The sequence below is a fragment of the Streptacidiphilus rugosus AM-16 genome (assembly GCF_000744655.1).
Classification (GTDB): Bacteria; Actinomycetota; Actinomycetes; order Streptomycetales; family Streptomycetaceae; genus Streptacidiphilus; species Streptacidiphilus rugosus.
Map to the genome: position 1 here is coordinate 5,646,868 of NZ_JQMJ01000004.1, position 15,461 is coordinate 5,662,328.

General features: G+C 72.3%; 17 protein-coding genes. 9 read left to right on the forward strand and 8 right to left on the reverse strand.

All coding sequences use genetic code 11. The annotated features are described in order from the left end of the window. Positions 1–44: 44 nt before the first annotated feature. Both BS83_RS34775 and BS83_RS34780 read right to left on the reverse strand, forming a co-directional pair. Positions 45–224 (reverse strand): hypothetical protein, encoded by a 180-nt coding sequence (locus BS83_RS34775; RefSeq protein WP_037607339.1) that lies wholly within the window; start codon positions 222–224, stop codon positions 45–47. Positions 225–389: 165 nt separating this feature from the next. Next, entirely contained in the window at positions 390–710 is a 321-nt protein-coding gene (locus BS83_RS34780) for a hypothetical protein (protein WP_051944550.1), read from the reverse strand. A gap of 179 nt (positions 711–889) precedes the next feature. Between BS83_RS34780 and BS83_RS34785 the strand changes: the two genes are divergently transcribed. The 4 genes from BS83_RS34785 to BS83_RS34800 all read left to right on the forward strand — a co-directional run bounded on the left by BS83_RS34785 (position 890) and on the right by BS83_RS34800 (position 4,567). Then, positions 890–1,888 carry a LuxR C-terminal-related transcriptional regulator gene (locus tag BS83_RS34785; RefSeq protein ID WP_037607340.1) on the forward strand — a complete coding sequence of 333 codons (999 nt, stop codon included), beginning with the start codon at positions 890–892 and terminating at the stop codon, positions 1,886–1,888. Positions 1,889–1,978: 90 nt separating this feature from the next. Then, entirely contained in the window at positions 1,979–2,695 is a 717-nt protein-coding gene (locus tag BS83_RS34790; RefSeq protein WP_051944551.1) for a WXG100-like domain-containing protein, read from the forward strand. Then, positions 2,695–3,738, forward strand: a complete 1,044-nt coding sequence (locus BS83_RS34795; RefSeq protein ID WP_037607341.1) for a hypothetical protein — start codon at positions 2,695–2,697, stop codon at positions 3,736–3,738. The genes BS83_RS34790 and BS83_RS34795 overlap by 1 nt, the downstream gene beginning before the upstream one ends. Beyond that, positions 3,731–4,567 carry a hypothetical protein gene (locus tag BS83_RS34800; protein WP_037607342.1) on the forward strand — a complete coding sequence of 279 codons (837 nt, stop codon included), beginning with the start codon at positions 3,731–3,733 and terminating at the stop codon, positions 4,565–4,567. Before BS83_RS34795 ends, BS83_RS34800 begins: the two co-directional genes overlap by 8 nt. On the opposite strand, the gene BS83_RS45955 is transcribed toward BS83_RS34800, so the two are convergent. The 4 genes from BS83_RS45955 to BS83_RS34815 are packed head-to-tail and all read right to left on the reverse strand — an operon-like array spanning position 4,564 to position 7,072. After that, complete coding sequence (locus BS83_RS45955) at positions 4,564–4,737, reverse strand: hypothetical protein (protein WP_157597446.1); 174 nt, start codon at positions 4,735–4,737, stop codon at positions 4,564–4,566. The genes BS83_RS34800 and BS83_RS45955 overlap by 4 nt on opposite strands. Positions 4,738–4,772: 35 nt before the next feature. Beyond that, the gene (locus BS83_RS34805) at positions 4,773–5,582 is read right to left on the reverse strand and encodes an ABC transporter permease (protein WP_051944552.1); all 810 of its coding nucleotides are present in this window, start codon (positions 5,580–5,582) and stop codon (positions 4,773–4,775) included. Beyond that, on the reverse strand, positions 5,579–6,640 hold the full coding sequence (locus BS83_RS34810; protein WP_051944553.1) for an ABC transporter ATP-binding protein: 1,062 nt from the start codon (positions 6,638–6,640) through the stop codon (positions 5,579–5,581). The genes BS83_RS34805 and BS83_RS34810 overlap by 4 nt, the downstream gene beginning before the upstream one ends. A gap of 24 nt (positions 6,641–6,664) precedes the next feature. Next, the gene (locus tag BS83_RS34815; protein WP_037607343.1) at positions 6,665–7,072 is read right to left on the reverse strand and encodes a hypothetical protein; all 408 of its coding nucleotides are present in this window, start codon (positions 7,070–7,072) and stop codon (positions 6,665–6,667) included. A gap of 337 nt (positions 7,073–7,409) precedes the next feature. On the opposite strand from BS83_RS34815, the gene tuf reads away from it, so the two are divergent. Further along, positions 7,410–8,591 carry an elongation factor Tu gene (gene tuf / locus BS83_RS34820; RefSeq protein WP_037607344.1) on the forward strand — a complete coding sequence of 394 codons (1,182 nt, stop codon included), beginning with the start codon at positions 7,410–7,412 and terminating at the stop codon, positions 8,589–8,591. Positions 8,592–8,666: 75 nt separating this feature from the next. Here tuf and BS83_RS34825 read toward each other — a convergent pair whose 3' ends face one another. Continuing rightward, positions 8,667–9,110: a Rieske (2Fe-2S) protein gene (locus BS83_RS34825; RefSeq protein WP_037607345.1), complete on the reverse strand. Its 444-nt coding sequence runs from the start codon at positions 9,108–9,110 to the stop codon at positions 8,667–8,669. Between the two features lie 235 nt (positions 9,111–9,345). Next, positions 9,346–12,300 (reverse strand): excinuclease ABC subunit UvrA, encoded by a 2,955-nt coding sequence (gene uvrA, locus BS83_RS34830; protein WP_037607346.1) that lies wholly within the window; start codon positions 12,298–12,300, stop codon positions 9,346–9,348. A 239-nt stretch (positions 12,301–12,539) separates the two neighbouring features. Here uvrA and BS83_RS34835 point away from each other — a divergent pair, with 239 nt between their 5' ends. The 4 genes from BS83_RS34835 to BS83_RS42520 all read left to right on the forward strand — a co-directional run bounded on the left by BS83_RS34835 (position 12,540) and on the right by BS83_RS42520 (position 15,459). After that, positions 12,540–13,298, forward strand: coding sequence for a maleylpyruvate isomerase family mycothiol-dependent enzyme (locus tag BS83_RS34835; RefSeq protein WP_037607347.1), 759 nt, complete (start codon positions 12,540–12,542; stop codon positions 13,296–13,298). Positions 13,299–13,302: 4 nt separating this feature from the next. Next, positions 13,303–13,956, forward strand: coding sequence for an MBL fold metallo-hydrolase (locus BS83_RS34840; protein WP_037607348.1), 654 nt, complete (start codon positions 13,303–13,305; stop codon positions 13,954–13,956). Then, on the forward strand, positions 13,953–14,189 hold the full coding sequence (locus BS83_RS34845; protein WP_157597447.1) for a hypothetical protein: 237 nt from the start codon (positions 13,953–13,955) through the stop codon (positions 14,187–14,189). The genes BS83_RS34840 and BS83_RS34845 overlap by 4 nt, the downstream gene beginning before the upstream one ends. 286 nt (positions 14,190–14,475) lie before the next feature. Continuing rightward, positions 14,476–15,459, forward strand: a complete 984-nt coding sequence (locus BS83_RS42520; RefSeq protein WP_051944554.1) for a tetratricopeptide repeat protein — start codon at positions 14,476–14,478, stop codon at positions 15,457–15,459. Positions 15,460–15,461: the final 2 nt, after the last annotated feature.

Below are 15,461 nucleotides of genomic sequence, written 5' to 3' on the forward strand. Positions count from 1 at the left end.
CCCGGTGCGGAACGCCTGACGTCATGCAGGGACGAGCGGTGGGCTCACTGCCAGCCGGTGCCGACATCCGGAGTGGTCGTCGGAGTCGGCGTGGCGTCCACGTCCGCGCTGACCTGCGGCCTCGGCGCGGGTGCGGTGTCGGCCGACGACACCGCGCCCGCGGTGACGGCGACGAGGGCGAGCACGACGGCGGCGAGGCGGCGGAACTGGAGCGAGCGAAGCATGACCTACTCCTCGGCTGATGCCCGTAGCTGGACGGTGGCGATGCCGGGTCGACGGTCCGCTGCTCGCGTTCCTTCCCTCGGGGTGCTCCCGACCGGCGGTGATCACACTGGTGGACGTGCCGACTCCGGAACAGGGAGACAGGCTGGACACATCCGTCCCTGGACTCATCTGTCCAGGGACTCGCCCCAGAGCGCTTCCGGTCGCATCAGCGGAGCCTCGGCCCGCACCAGGTCCCAGCCCAGCAGCTCACGGTGGCGGCGCAGCGTCCGTTCCAGCAGCCAGGCCGCCTGCCGTTCGGCCTCGAACAAGCCGCGCGTGGAGAGGTAGAGACCGACCACGGGATCGGGGCGAGCGGCCGGATGCAGGGTCACATGCTCGATGCGGTCGCCGTCGGCGGCGCAGCACAGCACCCAGCGCGGCGTCTCGGCCGGCAGCGCGAGGCTGCCGGGAGGCGGTGAGCGCAGAAAAGCGTGAACGAGGAACACGCTGGATCACTATGGGCGCAAATCAGCCACCCCGACACGAATCACCGCTGGCCACAAGGGTCCTTGGACTGATGTGGCCTCGCTCCTGGATCCGGGTTGACCACGGTCGAGTCGCGGCCTGATCATTCAGTACGGTCGCGAACCTCGCTGAGGTCAGCAGCGAACGCAAGGGGGAGTTCATGATCGGCGCGTTGGGTCTGGACGTCTTCGCCGACGCGGTCTACCGCGCGCTCCTGGCACAACCCGGCGCGGGGATCCAAGCCGTGGCAGCCTCGTCCGGACTCTCCGTCGAACAGGTCCGCGCCGGGCTGGACAGCCTGAGCGAGCTCGCCCTGGTCCACCCGGATCCTGAGGACGCCTCCACACTGCGGGCGATGCCCCCGGATCTGGCCATGGACGTCCTGTTCGCCCACCAGCAGGCACAGCTCGCGGCCCAGCAGGAGAAGCTGACCCGCGCCCGCGCCCAGGCGGCCCAACTGGTCTCGCAGTACACCGCTCTGAGTCCGACGACCGCGACCGCGGGCGTCGAGCACCTCCAGGGTCTGGACCGGATCAGGGTCCGGCTCGCCGGCCTTTCCGCCGAGGCCCGGCGTGAGGTGATGATCTTCGCGCCGGACGGGCCGCAGACCGAGGAGAATCTTCGGGCCTCGCAGCCGCTCGACCAGGAGATGCTGGACCGCGGGATCAGGCTGCGGTCGATCTGCCTCGACAGTGTGGCGAACCATCAGCCGACCATCGAGCACGCCGACTGGCTGGCCTCCCAGGGCGGTGAGATCCGGGTGGTGGCGACGCTGCCCACCCGGATGGTGATCTTCGATCGGGCCACCGCGGTCATCCCGGTCACCAGCGACGACACGGCCGCAGCCGCCGTGGTGCTGACCAGTCAGGGCCCGCTGACCATGCTGGTGGCGCTGTTCGAGAGCACCTGGGCGGCGGCCCGCCCGCTCGGCACGCCCGCTCCCCAGAACGAGCACGGCCTCACCCCGCAGGAGCACGCCGTGCTGACCCTGCTCGCGCAGGGTCACACGTACGAGTCCTCCGCCCGCCGGCTGGGCGTCTCCACCCGCACCGCCCGACGCATCGCGACCGACCTGCTGGAACGCCTCGGCGCGCGCTCCCTCTTCGAGGCAGGAGCCAAGGCCGCGTGGCGCGGCTGGATCGTCCCCGACGCCTCCTGAGCGCCGTTTCAGGCCACCGCCGATGGGATACAGTCGGGCCGCTCGCGCTCGCGGAGGGACGTGGGGCGAGAGGACAGCTGTTCGGGAGGCATGGTGGCGATCGACGACCTACCCGGCCCGGTCGTGACGTTCCTCAACGTGATCGGCGTGCCCTGGCCCTACATCGACGAGGATCAGATCCGCCGGTTCGCCACGATGGTGCGGCAGTTCGGTCAGGCGGTGGAGCAGACCCATCTGGACGCCACCCGGACGATGGCCGACTTCGCGGGCGCCTACCAGGGTGCGGCCACGCAGCGGATGCAGTCGGGATGGGCCGAGATGTCCGCGCGGCACACGCGGGAACTGGTCCAGGGCTGTCGGCTGCTGGCCGAGGCGCTGGAGGTCGGCGCGGACGTGATCGTGGCGCAGAAGGCCGAGGCCCTGGTGGAGCTGGCAGCCATGGCCGCGGCCTTCGTCGCCGACCAGGCGGCTGCCGTGGCGACCCTCGGGCTGGCCGAAGCGGCTGCCCCGGTGATCATCGAGACGGGCAAGAAGCTGCTGGAGACCCTGAAGCAGCAGATCATCCAGTACATCGTCGGCGAGATCATCGAGGCCGCCGCCAAGCCACTGTTCGCCCAGATCGAGCACGCCATGTCGGGTCTGGACTGGTCGCAGAACTCGGGCGGCGGAGGTGCCGAGGCCGGGGACGGCTTCATGCTGCACCACGAGCTGGCCGGCGGACATCTGGACCTGCTGCGCGGGCACGCCGACACCTTCCGCGGGCACGCGCAGACGCTGCGCGGCGGGCTGGAGGGGCTCAGCTTCTGATGGCTGCGGGAGGAGAGGAACGGGCGGTCTTCCGCGCGCTGCGCAAGGACGCGGCCGACGCCCTGCCGAAGATCGCCGAGAAGCATGCCGGCGTCGTCGAGGACGCCGCCGACAAGGGTGCGCAGAACCTCGCGGCGCACGCCGAGAACGAGGCCAAGCTGGTCGAGGCGCTCAAGGGCAGAACACCGGGGAGCGAGGCGGAGGCCGCGGAGCTCGGCGTGCCCGGTGCTCGGGCCGGGGAGACCGCGCTGCCCGGCGGCAGTCGGATCCGACAGGCCCTCGAACCGAGGACCGGGGCGGGTGTTGAGGGGGAGGTCGGCGCCGCGGAGGGCGAGGCCGAGCAGTACGGCAACAGCGCGCTGCGCGACGGTCCCGGCTACCAGCAGGAGATCGACGACCAGGTGGGCGCGCGGGGTCTCGACCGCGCCGAGCACGACCGGCTCCGGCTGTCCCGCACCAACGAGCTGACCGAGTCGCAGGCCCGGGAGGTCGTCGAGGTGCGCGACTCCATCAAGCTCGGCGAGGGCCGGATGGTGACCAAGGTGGTCAAGCCTGAGGTCGCCGAGGCCTATCTGGAGAACGCCACGAAGCTGGGCAAGTACCCCTTCAACCCCGGCGAGTTCCGCGGGTCGATCGCACGTGGCTCGGACACCGCCGACCTCCGCAGCATGGACGATCTCCGCGACGGACTGGCGCTCGACGACGGCGGGGCCGGCTGGACGCCCGTTCCCGCGGGCGCGTCCGAGGCGTACCAGCTGCGCTTCCCCGCGCCGCACGGCCTGCACGCCGACCCGACTCTCGGCGCGGTCGGCGACCAGGCGTTGGCGGACCGGGTGGCCGGCATGGCCGGCCAGACCCCGGGCCGGGCCTGGGACGACCCGTTCCTCGGCACCGGTTACACCGGCGGCGGCGTCCCCGAGTGGGAGGCGGCGACCACCGGGTTCCCGCACCATGCTGAGATCTGGCGTATGCACGCCGACGGCACCGAAGAGGCCGTCGGTTTCTTCGACAAGAACGAAGGACTGTGGAAGTACTATGACTGACCCCTCGGGCCGCCCCTCCCCGGTCAGGGGCGAGGTCGCCGCCTTCCACGGCGAGCGCTACCCGGCGAGGGCCGCGGCGGGCCTCTGGCCCTGCGTCGAGCTGCTTCCCGCGCCGGGCGTCCCGGCGCCGGCGGGACTCACCCCCCGCGAGTCCGCCGACGGGTCGGTCGGCTACCCCGCCCCGCCCGAGGAGCTCGACGCCTGGTACGCCGTGCACTGGACGTTCCGCTGGCGTGGCGAGCCCTTCGCGTGCACCGACGCCGGCGAGACCACGCTGTCCGGCAACTACCTGGGCGACGACCGGCAGTTCGCCGCGGAGCACCTCAAGCGACGGGTCCGCGGCCACCGCGGCGTCTTCCCCCGCGAGGAGGTCACCGAACTGACCGAGCACCAGGAGGACCTGCTCGGGCCGCTGCGCGTGCTGGTCCGCCGACTGGCCGAGGTCGACCACTTCCGCCCGCAGGCCTACGCCGTCCTCCAGGGCCGGAGCTACGCGGCGGCGGCCGAGGCCGACGGCTCGGGCCTCGTCGCCCTGACTGCCGCCGCGGGGAACCCGCCCGCCGCCGCGGTCGCGCCGGAGGAGCTCGACGCGTGGTACCTGACCCACTGGACCTTCCGTTGGCAGAACGGGCCGTTCGACGCCGTCGGCACGGTGGACGGACGGATCAAGGGCGTCTACACCGGCGCGAGCTGGGGCTTCGTCGACAGCTGGCAGCTGACCCCGGAGGAGGCCGCCGACGGAGTCCACCAGCGCTACACGGTGCAGGTCGACCTCGACGGCGTCACCGACCTCGAACAGCACCGCACCGACCTGCTCGCCGGCCGTTAGTCGACCGGCGCTCCGCACTCCGGGCAGCGGAAGGGCTCGCGACGCTCGGCCATGGTGCGGCGCACCCAGTGGTAGAGCCAGGGGAAGGTGACGGCGGGAACGTCCCTGGTCGCCTCCACCGTGCCGTGGCGGGGGCAACGGCCCCTTCTGCGCTGGGTCTCGGTCGCCATGGCCGCGCCTCCTCGGGTCCTCAGCCGCCGCGTCCTCAGCCGCCGCGCGGCAGCCAGCTGAAGCGACGCAGGGCGATCACCAGGCCGGCCAGTCCCCACGCTGCGACGATCAGCAGATCGGTCCAGGCGAAGCCCGCGCCGGTGGTGTGCGGGTTGTAGGCGGTCAGCAACGCCTCGACGAGATGGTGGACGGGGAAGACGTTCCCGACCACCACGAGCCAGTGCGGCAGCACCGAGGAGGCGATGAAGACGCCGGAGATGAAGTACAGCGGCAGCATCACCGCCTGGGTCACCGGCTGGGCCGCGTCCTCGTTGCGGATCACCGAGGTCAGCGCGTAGCCGAGGCAGCAGAACGACAGCGCCCCGAGCACCACCGCGAAGGCCAGCGCCGGGGCGGTCCTGGCGGGGATGTGCGCGCCGTAGGCGGCCCAGCCGATGACCAGCAGCACCAGGGTGATCACGACGGCGACGACGACCGCGGTGAGCGCCCGACCCGCGATGACCGAGGCGGCCGGGACGGGGGTGGCCCGGCGTCGTTTGAGCACCCCGGACTCGCGCTGGGCGGTCACCGAGATCACCAGGTTCACGAAGGACGCGCCGATGATGCCGAGGGTGATGATCCCCGGCACGTAGTAGACGGAGGTGTCGATCGTGCCGCCCGCGACCTTCACCGTGCTGCTGCCGCCGAAGACCGACGCGAAGATCACCAGGAAGAGCACCGGCAGCGCGAGGGTGAAGAAGCGCGACTGCGGATTGCGCAGGAACGCCCGCAGGTCGTAGGGGAACTGGTGCAGGGCGAGCCGGGCCACGTCCCCCGGCGGCGCGCGGTGCGTCGCGGTCGTCACGACGCCTCCTCCCTCTCGGCCACGGCGGCTCTCGCGGACGCGGCGGGCTCCTCCGGCGCGGCGGGCTTGCGGGGCGCGGCGGGCTTCTCCGGTGCGGCCGGCACGGACGGGCCGGTCAGCGCCAGGTAGACGTCCTCAAGGCTGGGACGGCGGACTTCGAGATCGGGCAGATCGTGGCCCCGCTCCTCGGCCCAGCCGATCAGCGGGCCGAGCACGGCGAGCGGGTGGTCGGCCCGGAGCAGCAGCCGCCCGCCCTGGCCATCAGCGGGCCCCGCTTCCGCGAGGGCCGCACGGACGACCGCCGGGAGATCGGCGAGCGCGGTGCGCGGCGGCAGCGTGAAACGGATCTCCGCGGCCGCGCGTTCGCGCCCGCCGATCGTGCCGGGCGTGCCCTCGGCGACGACGAGTCCGTCGGAGATCACCGTCACCCGGTCGGCCAGGTACTCGGCCTCGTCCATGAAGTGCGTGGTCAGGAAGACGGTCACGCCGAGCGCCCGCAGGCCCGCGATCATCTCCCAGGCGGCGCGCCGGGCCGAGGGGTCGAAGCCGGTCGTGGGCTCGTCGAGGAAGAGCAGCTCGGGATCGCCGATCAGCGACAACGCGACGTCCAGACGGCGGCGTTGGCCACCGGAGAGTCGTGTCGCGACGGATTCCGCCTGCTCGGTGAGCCCGACGAGCTCCAGCGTCTCCCCGACCGGGCGCGGCGCCGGGTAGTACCCGGCGTACAGCCGCAGGCACTCGGCCACCGTGAGGTCGCGCTCGGGCTGGGACTCCTGCAGCACCACCCCGATCCGTCCCCGCCAGGCCGGCCCGGCGCGGGCCGGGTCCTCCCCGAGGACCGTCACCTCTCCCGCGGTGCGCCGACGGTAGCCCTCCAGGATCTCCACGGTCGTGGTCTTCCCCGCGCCGTTCGGCCCGAGAAAGGCGAACACCTCGCCGCGTCGCACCCGCAGATCGACGCCCCGTACGGCCTCGAAGGGCCCGTACCGCATCCGCAGCCCGGAGACGTCGATCACCGCGTCCCCGGCCGTCGCCGCGGCCCTCGTTACCGGGGTCATCGCGCCCGGCCTCCGTTCACCGGCTCAGCGCCAGGACCAGATCTTTCCGCCGGCCTTCCCCGACTGGTCCGTCTCCCACTCGAACGCGCCCGCGACCCCGCGCAGGGCGGCGAAGGCGGGCGAGTCGCTCAGGTAGACGATGGAACCGCGCCAGGAGATGGCGCCGCCTTCGGCGAAGACGCCGACGCCGGTGCCCTGCCAACTGGCCGTGGCGCCGTCGGGACTCATGATGATGCCGGTCCCCGTTCCGTACAGCGTGCCGTCGGGACGCAGCGTGCCGACGTAGGTGCCGAGATCGGTGATCGTCACCCCGAGCAGTCGTCCCGAGGCCTGGAACGTGCTCTCGACGGACGGCGGCAGCCCGTGCTCGGACGGGAGGACCCTCTGGGCCGTGATCTGGCCCTGCTCTTCGCCTATCAGGTCGCCAAGCATGGTGTTCCTCCTTGCCTGCTCTCCTGCCCCTCCTCTCAGACTACGCCGGGCCCAACAGCCGCCCCAGGCGAGAAAACCGCTGGCGGCGCGCGGCTCGGGCCCGGCAGGATGATCCGCATGTTCCGGTACGCCATCGCCCAGTTCCCCGCAGTCGCGGGCGCGATGGCCACTGCCCACACTCCGGCAGTCGCGGTCCTCGCAGCCGCCTGCGCAGCCGCTTTCGACGGCGCGCGAAGCTGACCTTCCCCGGGCGCTCCCCCGGGACCTCGGACGGGGAAGGTCGGCCCGTCAACGAGGTCCCGTTCCGTCCTTCACGACTCCCGGAAAAGAAGCAGTCATGGCCAAGCAGGCCTTCGTGCGGACCAAGCCGCACCTGAACATCGGCACCATGGGCCACGTCGACCACGGCAAGACCACCCTGACCGCGGCCATCACCAAGGTGCTGGCCGAGCGCGGCGGCGGCGCGTACGTGCCGTTCGACCGGATCGACCGGGCGCCGGAGGAGGCCGCCCGCGGCATCACCATCAACATCGCGCACGTCGAGTACGAGACGGCCACCCGCCACTACGCGCACGTCGACATGCCGGGCCACGCCGACTTCGTGAAGAACATGATCACGGGCGCGGCCCAGCTGGACGGGGCGATCCTGGTCGTCTCCGCCCACGACGGCGTGATGCCGCAGACCGCGGAGCACGTGCTGCTGGCCCGCCAGGTCGGCGTCGAGCACGTCGTGGTGGCGCTCAACAAGGCCGACGCCGGGGACCCGGAGCTGCTCGACCTGGTCGAGCTGGAGGTCCGCGAGCTGCTGACCGCGCACGGGTACGACGGCGCGGAGCTGCCGGTCGTGCGGGTGTCCGGGCTGCGGGCGCTGGAGGGCGACCCGGTCTGGTCGGCCGCGCTGCTGGAGCTGCTGGACGCGGTGGACGTCCACGTGCCGACGCCGGTCCGCTACACCGACGCACCGTTCCTGATGCCCGTCGAGAACGTGCTGACCATCACCGGTCGCGGCACGGTCGTCACCGGCGCGGTCGAGCGCGGCGTGGTGCGCCTGGGCGACCGGATCGACGTGCTCGGCTTCGGGTCGGAGATCAGCTCCGTGGTCACGGGGGTGGAGACCTTCGGCCGGACCATGGAGAGCGCCGAGGCGGGCGACAACGTCGCGCTGCTGCTGCGCGGTGTTCAGCGCGGTCAGGTGCGGCGCGGGCAGGTGGTCGCCGCGGCGGGCAGCGCCTCCGTGCACAGCGCCTTCACGGCGCGGCTGCACCTGCTCTCCGCGGCGGACGGCGGTCGCCGCACGCCGATCACCAGCGGCTACCGCCCGCAGTTCTACCTGCGGACCGGCGACGTGGTGGGCGACGTGCAGTTGAGCGAGGGCGTGCCGCTGGCGATGCCCGGCGACACGGTCGAGGTGACCGTCTCGCTCGGCCAGGCGGTGCCGCTGGAGGCCGGTCTCGGCTTCGCCGTCCGCGAGGGCGGCCGGACCGTGGCGGCCGGCACGGTCGGCGAGGTCACCGGCTGAGCCGACGGGAGAAAGGACGGCCGGGGTGCGCGGAGCGAGGCTCCGCGCACCCCGGCCGTCCGAGGCGTACCGACGTCAGCTGATCGTGGCGACGAGCTTGCCGTTCTGCACCGCGACCGGGATGGCGGGCAGCGCGGACTGTGCCGGGCCCTGGGCGACGGAGCCGTCGGCCACCTTGAACTGGCTTCCGTGGCACGGGCAGCTGATCACGCCGTTGGCGATTCCGTCGACCACGCAGCCGGCGTGGGTGCAGACGGCGCTGAACGCCTTGTACGTCCCGGCGGTCGGCTGGGTGACGACCACCCGCTCGGAGCGGTAGAGCTTGCCACCGCCGACCGGCACGTCGCTGGTGGGGCCCAGGGTGACCGGGCCCTTCGCGGTGGCGGCGCCGGACGAGCCCGAGCAGGCCGCGAGCGCGACCACTCCGGCCCCGGCGATCCCGGCTGCGGCCGCCCCGCGCAGCACGCTCCGGCGGCAGCAGCCGGCGCTCTCGACGGCGGGGGCGATCTCGGTGCTCATGACGGCAGGCTCCATCGGGTTCGGACAGTGGCGGATCTTCGAAACGACGGCAGCCACCCTACGTGGCCTTCCTGTGCGGAGACTCTGAGGGCATCCGTCCGGGGGACCCGGCCCGACACCCGTGCCCGGGCTCGGCGAACCGGCGGCAGGCGCTCGACCTGATGAGCTCTCAGCACACGGCCGTGCGAGGCCCCGCGAACAAGCGGGGCCTCGCACGGCGGTGGTGCTCCTGCGACTAGCTCTTGGCGGCGGCCTTCTTCGCCGGGGCCTTCTTCGCGGCGACCTTCTTGGCCGCGGTCTTCTTGGCGGCGGGCGCCTTGCGCGGCTTCGGCACCGCGTCGAAGACCCGCTCCTCGCCCAGGATGTCGCGGAGGAACTTGCCCGTGTGGCTTTCGCCGACCGCGGCGACCTGCTCCGGCGTGCCCTCGGCCACGACGATGCCGCCGCCGGCGCCGCCCTCGGGGCCCATGTCGATGACCCAGTCCGCCGTCTTGATCACGTCGAGGTTGTGCTCGATCACGATGACCGAGTTGCCCTTGTCGACCAGGCCGGTGAGCATCTTGATCAGCTTGCTGATGTCCTCGAAGTGCAGGCCCGTCGTCGGCTCGTCCAGGACGTAGATCGTCCGGCCGTTGCTGCGCTTCTGAAGCTCGGAGGCGAGCTTCACGCGCTGCGCCTCGCCGCCCGAGAGCGTCGTGGCGGACTGGCCCAGCCGGACGTAGCCGAGGCCGACCTCCGACAGCGTCTTCAGGTAGCGCGCGATCGCCGGGACCGCCTCGAAGAAGCTCAGCGCCTCCTCGATGGGCATGTCCAGCACCTCGGCGATGGACTTGCCCTTGTAGTGGACGTCGAGTGTCTCCCGGTTGTAGCGGGCGCCGTGGCAGACCTCGCAGGGGACGTAGACGTCCGGCAGGAAGTTCATCTCGATCTTGATGGTGCCGTCGCCCGCGCAGTTCTCGCAGCGACCGCCCTTGACGTTGAAGGAGAAGCGACCGGGCAGGTAGCCGCGGATCTTCGCCTCCGTGGTCTCGGCGAAGAGCTTGCGCACGTGATCGAAGACGCCCGTGTAGGTGGCCGGGTTGGAGCGCGGGGTGCGACCGATCGGCGACTGGTCGACGTGGACGACCTTGTCGACCAGCTCCGTGCCGGTGACCCTGGTGTGCCGACCCGGCACGCTGCGCGCGCCGTTGAGCTCGCGCGCCAGATGCGTGTAGAGGATGTCGTTGACCAGCGTGGACTTGCCCGAGCCCGAGACGCCCGTCACCGCCGTGAACACCCCGAGCGGGAAGCTCACGTCGACGTCGCGCAGGTTGTGCTCGCGGGCGCCGTGGACGGTGATCTGCCGCTTGGCGTCGATCGGGCGGCGCACCTCAGGCAGCGCGATCGACCTGCGACCGGACAGGTAGGCGCCGGTCAGCGACTCCTTGCTGGCCAGCAGCCCCTCGCGGGAGCCCGAGTGGACGACCCGGCCGCCGTGCTCGCCCGCGCCGGGGCCGATGTCGACCACCCAGTCGGCGGTGCGGATGGTGTCCTCGTCGTGCTCGACCACGATCAGCGTGTTGCCGAGATCCCGCAGCCGGACCAGCGTCTCGATCAGCCGGTGGTTGTCGCGCTGGTGCAGGCCGATGGAGGGCTCGTCCAGCACGTAGAGGACGCCGACCAGGCCGGAGCCGATCTGCGTCGCCAGCCGGATGCGCTGCGCCTCGCCGCCGGACAGCGTGCCGGCCGCGCGGTCGAGCGAGAGGTAGTCGAGGCCGACGTCGACCAGGAACTTCAGCCGCTCGTTGACCTCCTTCAACACCCGCTCGGCGATCGTCTTCTCACGCTCGGTCAGCTCCAGCGAACCGAGGAACTCGGCGCAGTCGCTGATCGACATCCCGGCGATCTCGGCGATGGACCGGCCTGCCATCCGCACCGCCAGCACGACCGGCTTGAGCCGCGCGCCGTGGCAGGACGGGCAGGCCGTCTCGCGCATGTAGCCCTCGAAGCGCTCGCGGGCGCTGTCGCTCTCGGCGTCGGCGTGCCGCCGCTGCACGAACGGCACCGCGCCCTCGAAGCCCGTGGTGTAGGAGCGCTCGCGGCCGTAGCGGTTGGTGAAGGTGACCTCGATCTCGGTCTTGTGGCCGTAGAGCAGCGCCTTCTTGGCGCGCATCGGCAGCCCCGCCCACGGGATGTCCGTGCGGAAGCCGAGCTCCTTGCCGAGCGCCTTGATCAGCCGCAGGTGGTAGTCCTTGATGTGGCCGTGCGACCACGGGTGCAGCGCGCCCTCGTCGAGCGACTTCTCCTCGTCGGGGACGATCAGCTCCGGGTCGACCTCCATCCGGGTGCCGATGCCGGTGCACTCCGGGCAGGCGCCGAAGGGCGAGTTGAAGGAGAAGGAGCGCGGCTCGAGCTCCTCGAAGGAGAGGTCGTCGTAGGTGCAGTAGAGGTGTTCGGAGTACATCCGCTCGCGCTCGGGGTCGTCCTCGGGGAGGTCGACGAAGTCGAGCACGACCGTGCCGCCGGAGAGGACGAGCGCCGTCTCCACGGAGTCGGTGAGGCGGCGCTGGGCGCTCTTCTTGACCGTGAGGCGGTCGACGACCACCTCGATGGTGTGCTTCTCCTGCTTCTTGAGCACCGGCGGCTCGGTCAGCTGGACGGTCTCGCCGTCGACCCTGGCCCGGGCGAAGCCCTTGGTCTGCAGATCGGCGAAGAGGTCGACGAACTCGCCCTTGCGGCCCTTGACCAGCGGGCTGAGCAGCTGGAAGCGGGTGCCCTCGGGCAGCTCCAGCACCTTGTCGACGATCTGCTGCGGCGACTGCCTGGCGATCGGGCGGCCGCATTCGGGGCAGTGCGGGTGGCCGATGCGGGCGAAGAGGAGCCGGAGGTAGTCGTAGACCTCGGTGATCGTGCCCACCGTCGAGCGCGGGTTGCGCGAGGTGGACTTCTGGTCGATCGAGACGGCCGGCGAGAGCCCCTCGATGAAGTCGACGTCGGGCTTGTCCATCTGCCCGAGGAACTGCCGGGCGTAGGAGGACAGCGACTCGACGTAGCGTCGCTGCCCCTCGGCGAAGATGGTGTCGAAGGCCAGCGAGGACTTGCCGGAGCCGGACAGGCCCGTGAAGACGATGAGCGAGTCGCGCGGCAGGTCGAGCGAGACGTTCTTGAGGTTGTGCTCGCGAGCACCGCGGACGATGAGGCGGTCTGCCACGCTACTGCGCCCTTCAAAAGCGAGAAGTACCGAGTGGTACGGAGAACCGTTCAAGGGTAATGGGAGCACGTGTTCGATTTTTGAGGCAATCGATGGTGTTCGCCCGAATGGATGACACGCTAGCGCGTGAGGTGCTCCACCCGTGGGAACGACGGGGAAGTGCTCCGGGACACGACCGGGCCCGCTCGGGCCCGAAAGGCCCGGACGACCGGGCCGACGCGCAGGACAGGGGACATAGATTGAGCATCGCACCCGCCACTGACATTCCCGTTCTGGCCGAGGCGACGGCCAGGCTGCTCGCCACCGTCGACGGCCTGAAGGACGACCGCCTCGCCGAGCCCTCGCTGCTGCCCGGCTGGAGCCGCGGCCACGTGCTCGCGCACCTCGCCAGGAACGCCGACGCCCTGGTCAACCTGCTCACCGGGGCGCGGACCTGCGTGCCGACGCCGATGTACGCCTCCCCCGAGGCGCGCGAGCACGGCATCGCCGCCGGCGCCACCCGGCCGGTCGCCGAGCAGGCCGCGGACCTGCGCGCGAGCGCGGCCCGCTTCGACGCGGCGGTCGCCGCGATGCCGGAGGCCGCCTGGGCGGTCGAGGTCCCGCACCGGCTCGGGTCCTTCCCCGCACACGAGGTCGTGGCCAGGCGGATCGGCGAGGTCGAGTACCACCACGTCGACCTGGGCCTGCCGGACGCCTACGCGTCGGCGGACTGGCCGCGGCCGTTCGTCGACGCCGAGCTGGCCAAGCTGGTGACGCGCCTGGACGGCCACCCGGACGTGCCCGACCTGGTGCTGGTCCCGAGCGACCGTGAAGGGAGGTGGGAGACCGGCGCCGCCCGGCGGTCGGACGGACCCGACCTCACGGTCGGGGGCTCCGCCGCCCGCCTGCTGGCCTGGCTCTCCGGCCGCTCCGACGGCGGCGACCTGGAGGTGACCGCCTTCGGCCTGCACCGCGACGCCCCGGCAACCGTCCTGCCGAAGCTCCCGCCGCTAGGCTGATCCCATGACGTATCACGGAGCGGTGAAGGTCGGCGGGGCCCCGGACGTCCGGGAGTTGGCGCACCTGGTGATCACGAAGATCGCCGTCGGCCCCATGAACAACAACGCCTACCTGCTGCGCTGCCGCGCGACGGACGAGCAGCTGCTGATCGACGCGGCCGCGGACGGGCACACGCTGCTGGAGTCGGTCGGCGAGAGTCTGGCCACCGTGGTCACCACCCACCAGCACCAGGACCACTGGAGCGCGCTCGCCGACGTGGTCCGGGCCACCGGCGCGCGCACCGCCGCCGGGCGGATCGACGCCGAGGGCATCCCGGTCCCCACCGACCTCCCGCTCGACGACGGCGACACCCTGCACGTCGGGCAGGTCACCCTCACCGTCCGTCACCTGGTCGGCCACACCCCCGGCGCCATCGTCCTGCTCTACGACGACCCCCAGGGCCACCCGCACCTCTTCACCGGCGACTGCCTCTTCCCCGGCGGGGTCGGCAACACCTGGGGCAGCCCTGAGGCCTTCCGCAGCCTGTTCCACGACGTGACGACCAAGCTGTTCGCCCCGCTGCCGGACGAGACCTGGGTCTACCCCGGCCACGGCGACGACACCACGCTCGGCGCGGAGCGCCCGCACCTGGCCGAGTGGGAGGCCAGGGGCTGGTGAGCGACACCACCGCCCTGGCCGGGCTCGGCGCCCATCCCGGCCTGTGCGCGGGCTGCCGGCACCGGCTGCTGAACGAGACCCGCCGCGGCACCGTCTACCTGCGGTGCGGCCTGGCGGCGACGGACGACCGGCTGCCGCGGTACCCGCGGCTGCCGGTCGGCAGCTGCGTCGGCTTCGAGCCCGGCGCGACCACGGCGGGCCAGGCCGCCGGCGGCGATCAGGCCTTGACGTAGTCGGCGGCACGGCCCGCGGAGTCGTCCGTCGCGCAGGGCCCGTCGCCCACGACCCGGGGGTCGTGACCTGCCGGGATGACGAAAAACGTCACGTCGTCCGTGCGGACGCGGAGCAGGCCGGAGACGCCGAGGCCGTTGTGGTGGACCTGGCAGGTGTCGGCCCCGGCGATGGGCCGGACCGACTCGGACCACCTCCAGGTGACCGCGCGGGAAGTCGCCGCGCACGTCGCGCCGCGACTGGTGCTGCCACAATGACGCGCCGGTCGGTTCGAGGGAGGGAGCGGCTTTGGGCCTGTTCGGAGGGGAACGCGGTCGTCAGAAGCGGGTGGCGGCGGATCTGACCGCGAAGGGGGCCGGCCTGCAGCCGTACTTCGCGGCCGGGCGCTCCGCCGAGACGGAGCCGCGGCTGCGAGCCTGGCTCGACGAGGCGGAGTCGGTGCTGGGCCCCCGGCACAAGGTGACGCTCCAGCTGCGCACCCGGCTCGCCCAGCTCTGCAACGCCAACGGGCGGTTCGCCGAGGCGGAGCACGAGGCCGCGACGGTGCTGGAGCTGACCGACAGGGACGTCGCCGACGCGGCGGCCGGCACGTCCTGGGAGCACTACGCGGCCGCTCTGAACCACCAGGGACGGCACGAGGAGGCCGCGCGCGAGTACGCGGCACTCGGGCGGGCCCTCGCGGAGGACCCGGCGCAGAAGGTCCGTCTGCTCACCGCTCAGGTGAACCGCACCAGCGCGCTGCTCTACCTGGACCGCTTCGAGGAGGCCGAGCACGAGGCGGGCCGCGCGCTGCAGGCCGCGCAGTCCGTCGCCGGGCCGACCGGCCTGTACATCAGGCTGACCGCGGCCAACTCGCTCTCGCGCGTCCTCACCGCCCAGGGCAGGGCGGCCGAGGCCGAGACGGTCGCCCGCCAGGCACTGGTGTCGGCCACAGGATCCGGGCAGCCGGTCGACCGGTTCCAGCGGCTGCTTGCTCTCAACCTGGCCGGCGCGCTGAGCGCCCAGGGGCGCCACCAGGAAGCTCTCGACGCGGTGGCGGAGGCGACGGGCGTCGGAGGCCACGAGTTCGCCGCCGACACCGGAGCCGTCGGCTCGGCCCGAGCGCGGGCACTGCTCGGCCTGGGCCGCAGGGAGGAAGCCGTCGCCGTCGCCGAGGAGGCGCTGGCGGAGGCTCTGGCCCGCTTCGGCGGAACCCATGCCCGGGTCACGGTGCTCCGCGAGCTGCTGGCCGAGGCCGGGGCGGCCCCCGGCCACACCGGGTGGCGCGGGTAGCG

Coding starts and splice junctions, on each gene's coding strand:
- BS83_RS34775 (WP_037607339.1), bottom strand. CDS start 224: ATGCTTCGCTCGCTCCAGTTCCGCCGCCTCGCCGCCGTCGTGCTCGCC.
- BS83_RS34785 (WP_037607340.1), top strand. CDS start 890: ATGATCGGCGCGTTGGGTCTGGACGTCTTCGCCGACGCGGTCTACCGC.
- BS83_RS34790 (WP_051944551.1), top strand. CDS start 1,979: ATGGTGGCGATCGACGACCTACCCGGCCCGGTCGTGACGTTCCTCAAC.
- BS83_RS34795 (WP_037607341.1), top strand. CDS start 2,695: ATGGCTGCGGGAGGAGAGGAACGGGCGGTCTTCCGCGCGCTGCGCAAG.
- BS83_RS34800 (WP_037607342.1), top strand. CDS start 3,731: ATGACTGACCCCTCGGGCCGCCCCTCCCCGGTCAGGGGCGAGGTCGCC.
- BS83_RS45955 (WP_157597446.1), bottom strand. CDS start 4,737: ATGGCGACCGAGACCCAGCGCAGAAGGGGCCGTTGCCCCCGCCACGGC.
- BS83_RS34810 (WP_051944553.1), bottom strand. CDS start 6,640: ATGACCCCGGTAACGAGGGCCGCGGCGACGGCCGGGGACGCGGTGATC.
- BS83_RS34815 (WP_037607343.1), bottom strand. CDS start 7,072: ATGCTTGGCGACCTGATAGGCGAAGAGCAGGGCCAGATCACGGCCCAG.
- tuf (WP_037607344.1), top strand. CDS start 7,410: ATGGCCAAGCAGGCCTTCGTGCGGACCAAGCCGCACCTGAACATCGGC.
- BS83_RS34825 (WP_037607345.1), bottom strand. CDS start 9,110: ATGAGCACCGAGATCGCCCCCGCCGTCGAGAGCGCCGGCTGCTGCCGC.
- BS83_RS34840 (WP_037607348.1), top strand. CDS start 13,303: ATGACGTATCACGGAGCGGTGAAGGTCGGCGGGGCCCCGGACGTCCGG.